Origin of the sequence: Marinobacter sp. UBA2498 (genome assembly GCF_002341575.1) — a bacterium.
GTDB lineage: Bacteria > Pseudomonadota > Gammaproteobacteria > Pseudomonadales > Oleiphilaceae > Marinobacter > Marinobacter manganoxydans.
In genome coordinates this window covers 31,330-39,896 of sequence record NZ_DDOI01000053.1, presented here as the reverse complement: position 1 = coordinate 39,896, position 8,567 = coordinate 31,330, and the positions used below count along the sequence as shown (strand labels likewise).

The 8,567-nt window shown below is 57.3% G+C and carries 9 protein-coding genes; 6 read left to right on the top strand and 3 right to left on the bottom strand.

Annotation, left to right across the window (positions count from 1 at the left end):
* Both B2W52_RS06465 and epmA read left to right on the top strand, forming a co-directional pair.
* A partial coding sequence (locus B2W52_RS06465; protein ID WP_286802018.1) for an elongation factor P occupies positions 1–433 on the top strand: 433 nt, incomplete at its 5' end.
* A gap of 7 nt (positions 434–440) precedes the next feature.
* Entirely contained in the window at positions 441–1,409 is a 969-nt protein-coding gene (epmA, locus tag B2W52_RS06460) for an EF-P lysine aminoacylase EpmA (protein WP_008174115.1), read from the top strand.
* A 15-nt stretch (positions 1,410–1,424) separates the two neighbouring features.
* Here epmA and asd read toward each other — a convergent pair whose 3' ends face one another.
* The gene (asd, locus tag B2W52_RS06455; protein ID WP_273070381.1) at positions 1,425–2,279 is read right to left on the bottom strand and encodes an archaetidylserine decarboxylase; all 855 of its coding nucleotides are present in this window, start codon (positions 2,277–2,279) and stop codon (positions 1,425–1,427) included.
* A gap of 173 nt (positions 2,280–2,452) precedes the next feature.
* On the opposite strand from asd, the gene motA reads away from it, so the two are divergent.
* Complete coding sequence (gene motA / locus B2W52_RS06450) at positions 2,453–3,304, top strand: flagellar motor stator protein MotA (protein WP_273070384.1); 852 nt, start codon at positions 2,453–2,455, stop codon at positions 3,302–3,304.
* Positions 3,305–3,335: 31 nt separating this feature from the next.
* A complete protein-coding gene (gene motB, locus B2W52_RS06445; RefSeq protein WP_092031018.1) occupies positions 3,336–4,295 on the top strand; it encodes a flagellar motor protein MotB in 960 nt (319 codons plus the stop codon).
* Positions 4,296–4,306: 11 nt separating this feature from the next.
* On the opposite strand, the gene rsgA is transcribed toward motB, so the two are convergent.
* Positions 4,307–5,362 (bottom strand): small ribosomal subunit biogenesis GTPase RsgA, encoded by a 1,056-nt coding sequence (gene rsgA, locus B2W52_RS06440; protein WP_092031016.1) that lies wholly within the window; start codon positions 5,360–5,362, stop codon positions 4,307–4,309.
* A gap of 253 nt (positions 5,363–5,615) precedes the next feature.
* Here rsgA and orn point away from each other — a divergent pair, with 253 nt between their 5' ends.
* Entirely contained in the window at positions 5,616–6,158 is a 543-nt protein-coding gene (gene orn, locus B2W52_RS06435) for an oligoribonuclease (protein ID WP_092031015.1), read from the top strand.
* Here orn and queG read toward each other — a convergent pair.
* A complete protein-coding gene (gene queG / locus B2W52_RS06430) occupies positions 6,153–7,232 on the bottom strand; it encodes a tRNA epoxyqueuosine(34) reductase QueG (protein ID WP_008174130.1) in 1,080 nt (359 codons plus the stop codon). The genes orn and queG overlap by 6 nt on opposite strands.
* 147 nt (positions 7,233–7,379) lie before the next feature.
* Here queG and B2W52_RS06425 point away from each other — a divergent pair.
* On the top strand, positions 7,380–8,567 hold a 1,188-nt coding region (locus B2W52_RS06425; RefSeq protein ID WP_286802013.1), incomplete at its 3' end, for an NAD(P)H-hydrate epimerase.

The following is an 8,567-nucleotide window of genomic DNA, read 5'->3' as shown; positions in this document are numbered from 1 at the left end:
CAACCGGGTCTGGGAGCGCACGTTCAAGTCCGGCGAAAGTCTGGAAGCCGCAGATGTCATTGATCAGGACATGGAATACCTCTATACCGACGGTGAATTCTGGCACTTCATGCTGACTGACGGTTCCTTCGAGCAGTACCCGGCTGATGCCAAAGCGGTTGGCGACGCGCTGAAGTGGCTGAAAGAGCAGGACGTTTATACGGTAACGCTCTACAACGGCTCGCCGCTGTCTGTAACGCCCCCCAACTTCGTTGAACTTGAGGTGGTCGATACCGATCCGGGAATGAAAGGTGACACCGCCCAGGGTGGTTCCAAGCCGGCAACACTCTCTACCGGTGCGGTTGTCAACGTACCCCTGTTCATCACCATCGGCGAAGTCCTGAAGGTGGATACCCGCTCTGGCGAGTACGTGAGCCGGGTAAAGAGCAGTTGATCCAGTCATGAACCGCGAACCTGTCTGGCAGCCCTCTGCCTCGCAGGCTGCCCTGAAAAGCCGCGCACAACAACTGGCGTTTGTGCGCGGCTTTTTTGCGAAGCGAGAAGTGCTGGAGGTCGAAACCCCGGTGCTTGGGCGATGTGGCGTTACTGATGTCAATCTTGACGGCATCCCCGCGCAGGTTTCTGCCGGCACACGCAAAGGCGGGTGGCTCCAGACGTCTCCCGAGTACCACATGAAGCGATTGCTTGCGGCCGGCTGTGGATCCATTTTTCAGATCTCCAGGGTGTTCCGCAATGGCGAACAGGGGCGTCGTCACAACCCCGAATTCTCCATGCTCGAATGGTATCGGACAGGCTTTGACGATGTGACGCTCATGGCTGAAGTGTCGGACCTTGTCTGCGGCTGGCTGGGATGCGAGCGGCCGGAAATCATTCAGTATCGCGATGCCCTCAGGCGATGGGCGCACATTGACCCGTTCGCAGCGACGGACCTTGAACTGATGCGCCGCTGTGAGGAGTGGCTGGAGCCAGAGCAATTGGCGGACCTTGGTCGGGATGGCTGCCTCGATCTGTTGATGAGTTTTGCCGTGGAGCCGAATCTGGGACGGGGCAGGCCCGTTTTCATAACGGGATATCCAGCCTCGCAGGCTTCTCTCGCTAGAGTTTCGAAGTCTAACGGTTATGAGACCGCGCATCGTTTTGAACTCTATGTAGATGGTCTGGAGCTTTGTAACGGTTACTGGGAATTGACCGATCCAAGAGAACAGAGGTTGCGCTTTGAGGCCGATAACGAGCTTCGCAGCCGATCCGGAAAGCCTGAAATGGAGCTGGATGAGGCTTTTCTCGCTGCGCTTGATCAGGGTTTGCCCGAGTGCTCCGGTGTCGCACTCGGGCTGGACAGGCTGCTGATGCTCAAGCTGGGAGTCCAGGACATCCGTGAGGTCTTGGCGTTTCCGTTCGAGCGGGCTTGAGCCTGCGGAACTTGATCACGCCAGGGCGCCGAACGCCTCGCCCATGCGAACGGTTTTGCCGGCCACCTGATTGCTGTTCCAACTGACGGCGCCTTTTGGCATAACCACAATCACAGTGGAGCCCAGGCGGAACCGGCCCATTTCTTCACCCTTATCGAAGGTGATGGCCTGCTCGCCTTCGTACAGTGTTGATGTGACCTGCCGTCTGCCGGGCACAACAACGCCTGCCCAGCGGGTTTCCACGCTGCCGACAATCATGGCGCCAACCAGTACCAGGGCCATGGGGCCGGAGGCGGTGTCGAAGATGCAGACAACCCGCTCATTGCGGGCGAACAGATTCGGGACATTTTCGGCGGTTACCGGGTTGACCGAAAAAAGCTTGCCGGGAACATGGATCATCTGTCGAAGCGTGCCGGCCATCGGCATGTGGATCCGGTGATAGTCCTTGGGCGAGAGGTAGATTGTAGAAAATTCGCCATCGGCAAACGGGGCTGTGGTCGCCTCTTCGCCACCGAGCAGCTCGCTCAGGCTGAACGACTGGCCCTTTGCCTGGAAAACCCGGTCTCCGGTGACCTGGCCGAGCTGGCTGATGGCGCCGTCAACGGGGCTGACCAGGGTTTTTTCGCCGTCCGCCAGGGGGCGGATGCCAGGCTTCAGCTCCCGGGTGAAGAAATCGTTGAACGTGGCGTAGGCTTCAGGGTTAGGCTCGGCGGCTTCGCTCATGTCAACGCCATAGCGGCCGATAAACCATTTTATAACCCGGTTCTTGAGCGCAGGGGAGCGGTCATTGTCCGCCAGACGGCCGGCGAGGTTGGATACCCCCAGTTGCGGCGTGACGTACTGACTAAGAACAAAAAGCTTGTCGAACATTAGATGTGATCCTTTGCGCTCAAAGGCGCGAAGTTTACCAAAGACTGCTACCTGTATAGAAATTGTTTCATGGCTTCGCGGTTATGGCGTGGCCTTGCTATTATCAGTTCACTTTTTGCATGACAGCTTCCGGCCCCGGCCGATAACCAAAAAACGAGGCGTGCTAAGACTTTATGTTGCTGATCGTCGGTTCGATTATTGTTATGGCCAGTGTGCTCACCGGCTATGTACTGCATGGGGGCAATCTGGCCGTTCTGTGGCAGCCAACTGAGGTGCTGATTATTTTCGGCGCGGCTCTGGGCTCTTTTATCATTGCCAACCCTGTGCACACTGTTAAGGAGGTCTTTGGAAAAAGCCTTCAGTTGCTCACAGGCTCGCCCTACAAAAAGGCTTTCTACATGGATCTCCTGAGTCTGCTCTACGAGATCTTCGATAAATCCCGTAAACAGGGAGTCATGGCGATCGAGGAGGATATTGACAATCCTGAGGCGAGCCAGATTTTCAGTCGATATCCGGCAGTAATGAAATCCAAAGAATTGTTGGCATTCATCACTGACTACCTGAGGATCATCAGCTCCGGAAATATGGCGACCCACGAACTCGAAGGCATGATGGAGAATGAGATCGACAGTCGCCAGCACGAACTTGAAGAGCCGGCCCACGCGGTCAACAAAATCGCCGATGCGCTGCCGGGGCTCGGTATCGTTGCTGCGGTACTGGGTATCGTAATTACCATGAACTTTCTCACTGAAGGCCCGGAAAAGATTGGTCTCAGTGTGGCTGCAGCACTGGTGGGTACCTTTCTGGGTATTTTCATGGGGTATGGTTTTGTGGGTCCTGCTTCTATCGCCATGGAACACGCTGCGAAGTATGAGCTGAAGGCTTACGAGTGCGTCAAATCAGCGATTGTGGCGACGGTTTCCGGGCAAGCACCCCAGATGGCCATTGAGTTTGGCCGCAAGGCGTTGCCCACGGATAAGCGCCCTGGGTTCCAGGAGCTTAATGATCACGTTCGTTCCAAGTAACACCGCCCTCATCTGAACCCGGAGCCGATTCGTGGAAGAACAGCCGATCATCATCAAACGGAAAAAGGTTGTTGCAGGTGGCCATCACGGTGGCTCCTGGAAGGTCGCGTTTGCCGATTTCGCGACTGCGATGATGGCGTTCTTTCTGGTGCTCTGGTTAACCGCGACGGCTTCTCCGGAACAGAAGAAAGCGGTAGAGGGTTATTTCCGGGATCCTGTCGGCTTTACCGAGGGCGGCTCGCCCAATCCAGTTGATCTTGAGGGCAGTGCTTCGGTGGTCAATGAGGCAAGCCCGGATATTGAATCCAGCCAGATCCAGATTGAAGACGAGATGGTCGATGAGCTCTCCGAAACTCTGGAGCAGCGACGGATGCGTGAGCTGTTCCAAGAGTTGAAGGAACAGATCAAACAGGATGCAACCTTGCAGGAATTCAAGGACCAACTGTTGCTCGATATTACCGACGAAGGTTTGCGCATCCAGGTTGTCGATCGTTCCAACCGCCCCATGTTTGACAGCGGGCGGGCAGAACTCAAGTACTACTCTCAAGACATTCTGTTTGAGCTTGCGAAGACTCTGGGTTCAGTTAACAACAAGCTCAGCATTACCGGCCATACCGACTCGACACCGTTTAACGGCCGGCCTGGTTACACCAACTGGGAGTTGTCGGCAGACCGCGCAAACACGGCCCGTAGGGCGCTTGTTGCCGGGGGCGTGCGTCAGCAGCAAATTGCCCGCGTTGTGGGGCTGAGCGATTCCGTGCTGTTCGACAAGGATGACCCGAATGCGCCGGTGAACCGCCGCATATCCATCATCGTCCTGAACAAGAAAACCGTCGATAACATACAGACAAGTGCTGGCCGGTACGATGAACCTCTCATCGACCTCACCAAGCCGGCCGAAGACGAGCAAGAGGAGGCCCGTGAGCGCCTGGAAAGCGGCGAATGGCTGGAGGAACAAGAAGAGCCGGCGCCAGGAGAGCTAAACTGGTAGCGCTGGGATAGTCATTCCAGTTTTAGACCGCGGGCCTGCTGCTCCGTCATATCCTGAAGAATCCGGTGAAAGCTTTTCAGCCGCTCCGGGCTGATTTTCCCTTCCTCCGCAGCTCTGTCGATGGCGCAACCGGGGTCACCCATGTGCCGGCAGTTGCGGAACTTGCAGGTGCCGATCACCTCCCGAATTTCCCGAAAGCCATACTCGATCTCCTGCGCTGTCATATGCCAGAGCCCGAACTCACGGATCCCCGGCGAGTCAATCAGATCGCCTCCGAGCGGCAGGTGGAACAGTTTAGCCGTGGTTGTCGTGTGAATCCCCTTGCCGGTGCTCTCAGACACAGCCCCCACGCGAATGGCCTCATCGGGCATCAGAGTCTGGATAATGGATGACTTGCCCACCCCGGATTGCCCGACGAATACGCTGGTCTGATCTTTCACCAGTGCCTCAACCTCTGGCGAAGGTTTAGCACCGGACTCAGCGGCAGACGTTCGAACCACCTCATAGCCCAGTGCCTCATACCGGCCCAGAAGCGCGTCGATGTACTCCCGGTTGCTGTCGGTGATCAGATCGGTCTTGTTCAACAGAATCACTGCCGGAATGTCTGTGATCTCGGATGCCACCAGATACCGGTCAATCAGGTTATCGTGAGGTTCCGGCTCCGGCGCAATCACAAGAATAATATGATCAATGTTTGCGGCCACCGGCTTCAGGGCACCAAAATTATCCGGCCGCTGCAGCAGATTGCGGCGCTCACTGCGGGCAACGATAACGCCCGTCTCATTCTTCCCCGGCCGCCAGACAACCTTGTCGCCAGTTACCAGGCTATCAATGTTGGCCCGAACAAAGCAGCGAACCACATCGCCTTCCTGGTCGCCTTCAAGCGCTTCGACATCCAGCTGTTGCCCGTAGTGAGCAATAACCAGCCCTTCCTGCTCTGGCCCGAGCTCGCCGGCGTCGGCCTGCTCCTGAACCTTCTTCTCCTTGCGCGCCGCCCGGGCCGCACGCTCCTCCTGGACTTTCTTGATGCGGAATTGCTGCTGTTTGTTCAGTCGCCGTTTTGCCATTTATGTCCCGGATAACCAGATGAAAGTTTCGCCCTTGGTGTGCCATCATACTGCAATCGTAGCTACTCGGCTTGGGCAATGCCGAGACGTTCAAGGTATATCACCTGATTTCGCAGTGGGGCTGGGTCCGGCTTTCCGGAAATGTCGGCGGCCATGGATGGCCGACGCCATGCGCACATGGATGTGCTCGTAGCGGTTTCCGGAAAGCCGGACCCAGCCCCACTATCACCGCACTTAGAAGGTTGGTAACAAAATGGCAGAAGGCAATCGCCTCGTTTGGATCGATCTGGAAATGACAGGCCTGGATCCGGAAAAAGAACGGATCATCGAAATGGCCACAATTATCACCGATTCGGAACTCAATATTGTCGCGGAAGGACCGGTTATTGCCGTCCATCAGCCACAATCCTTTCTGGATTCCATGGACGAATGGTGTACCCGTACCCATGGTGAAAGCGGACTCACCAAGCGCGTTCAGGAAAGCGATATCTCCGAGTCTCAAGCCGAACAGCAGACCATCGAATTCCTGAAAAAACACGTAGAAAAGGGCCAGTCACCCCTGTGCGGCAACAGCATTGGCCAGGATCGCCGGTTCCTCGTCAAATACATGCCCGAACTGGAAGACTTCTTCCATTACCGGAATCTCGATGTATCCACAGTGAAAGAACTTGCCCGCCGCTGGCGCCCGGATGTCCTCGCCGGCGTAAAAAAGAAAGGTAGCCACCTTGCACTCGACGACATCCGGGACTCCATCAACGAACTGCGTCATTACCGGGAACAGTTCTTCAAGCTATAGGCCATGCCGCTTCAGAGCCCACTGGACGTGCTCGCGGACCATCTCGGAAGGGTGGTCCGCGCGCTTTTTCAGGGCCTCAATTACCGGAATGGTTGACGGCGCATTGCCCAGCCCGACCGCCAGGTTGCGGAGCCAGCCCTCGTAGCCTGTTCGCCGAATTGCAGAGCCCTCGGTGCGTTTGAGGAATTGCTCCTTGGTCCAGAGAAAAAGCTCTGCCAGGGAGCTGTTGTCCAGTCCGTGCCTCGGTTGAAAGTCCTTTTCGCTGGTTGGTTTGCTGAACTTCTGCCATGGACACACCAACTGGCAGTCATCGCAACCGAAAACCCGGTTGCCCATCAGCGGCCGGAGTTCCTCTGGGATACTCCCTTTTAGCTCGATGGTTAGATAGCTGATGCAACGCCGGGCATCAAGCTTGTGCGAGCCAACAAAGGCGTCCGTCGGGCAAAGGTCGAGGCAGGCCGAACAGCTGCCGCAATGATCCGTTTCAAAGGGTTCATCAATGGGCAGGGGGGCGCTGGTGAAGATTTCCCCGAGGAAAAAGAACGAGCCGGCCTTCGGGTGAATCAGCATATTGTTCTTGCCGATCCAGCCGAGGCCTGCTCTCTGCGCCAGTGCGCGTTCCAGCACCGGAGCGCTGTCTACAAAAGCCCGGTAATCGTATCCGCTAACGGCCTCATCAATCTTCGCTGCCAGCTGTGCAAGACGCTTACGGATCAGTTTATGGTAATCCCGACCCAGCGCATAACGCGTGACATAAGCACCCTCCCGGTTAGTAAGCGCTTCTTTCGGACTGTCTGGTGAGGGCAAATAGTCCATTCTCACGGATATAACCCGCGTGGTGCCCGGCGCCAGAGAGGCAGGCGTATAGCGCTTGTCACCGTGGTGGGCCATGTAATCCATCTCGCCCTGGTAACCTGCCGCAAGCCAGTCCTTCAGATGGTCGGCGTGCTCGCCCGTGTCCGCGTTGGTAATGCCCACATCGGCAAACCCGAATTCAGCTGCCCACCGGCGGATGAGCGACGGCAGATCCGCAAGTTCCGGGTGTGTCGTGGTACAGGTTGCTGTGGTGCTCATAGTGACTGCCGATGCTGGAATTCGGTGCTGAACCCGTGTACGGATATTTAATCTGATTAAGTTATGACCTTTTCTACTGTTTTGCTATGCTTTACAGGTATCTGGCCAATTTTCTTAAACCGGTTTCTGTAACGGGAGCAAAGGTTCATGCCGCCGTCCGCTGGGCACAGTCTACCAGACGCACTGTTTTCCGCCGATGCGGTGAGGCAGATCGATCGCTATGTGATTGATCAGCAAGGTGTTGATGGTTTTGAACTGATGCAGTCCGCCGCCCACGCCGCTTTTCGCTGCCTGGTACGGCATTGGCCAAACTGCGGCTCGGTGCTGGTCCTGTGCGGTGCGGGTAACAACGGTGGTGACGGTTACCTGGTCGCGGCAAGTGCGAAAAGGCACGATCTGGACGTCAGCTGTGTCGCGGTTGCGCCAACCGGCAAATTGTCCGGCGACGCCCGTAAAGCCTGGCAAAAGGCCCTGGCGGACGGTGTAGATGTTCTTGACCTCGAGGCTCTCGGCGAGTCATCGCTGGACGATCTGTTTGCCAGCGCGGGCCTGATTGTTGATGCCATGCTCGGTACTGGCGTGTCCGGTGCCCCCCGGGAACCGTTTGCGACTCTGATAAGCCGGTGTAACAGCGCTTTAGCGCCTGTCCTTGCAGTGGATCTGCCCTCCGGGCTTAATGCGACCACGGGAGCGGCCGAGGGGGATGTGGTTAATGCGGCCAGGACAGTGACCTTTATCGGGCTCAAGGCTGGCTTGTTCACGGGGCAAGGTGCAGCAGTGTGCGGCGAGGTGGTTTTCGAATCTCTGGATACCGACGAGGGTATCCCCGGTAGCGGCCAGAAGCCCATCGCCCGCCGTCGTGACTGGGGTTCTGTGATGCCCTGGCTACCACCCCGGCCTGCCAACGCCCATAAGGGAAGATTCGGGCATGTGCTGGTGGTTGCGGGTGATCGCGGCTTCGGTGGGGCCGGTCTGCTGGCGGCAGAGGCTGCGGCGCGATCGGGTGCCGGGCTCGTGTCGTTGGCGACCCGCCCCGAGCATGTGACAGCGGCCCTGGCAAGATGTCCATCCGTCATGGTTCATGGCCTGATCCATGGCTCGGAGTTGCCGACGTTGCTTGATGCTGCCTCGGTTGTCGTGTGTGGCCCGGGTATCGGGCGAAGCGCCTGGGGCCAGCAGATGCTCGAGCAGGTGGTTGCCAGCGGCAAGCCGCGGGTGCTGGATGCGGATGCGCTGAACCTTTTGTCTGGTCGGGTAGCCATCCCAGCGGATAATCACATCCTGACTCCTCATCCGGGCGAGGCGGCCAGGTTGCTGAATTGCCTGGTGCCCGAG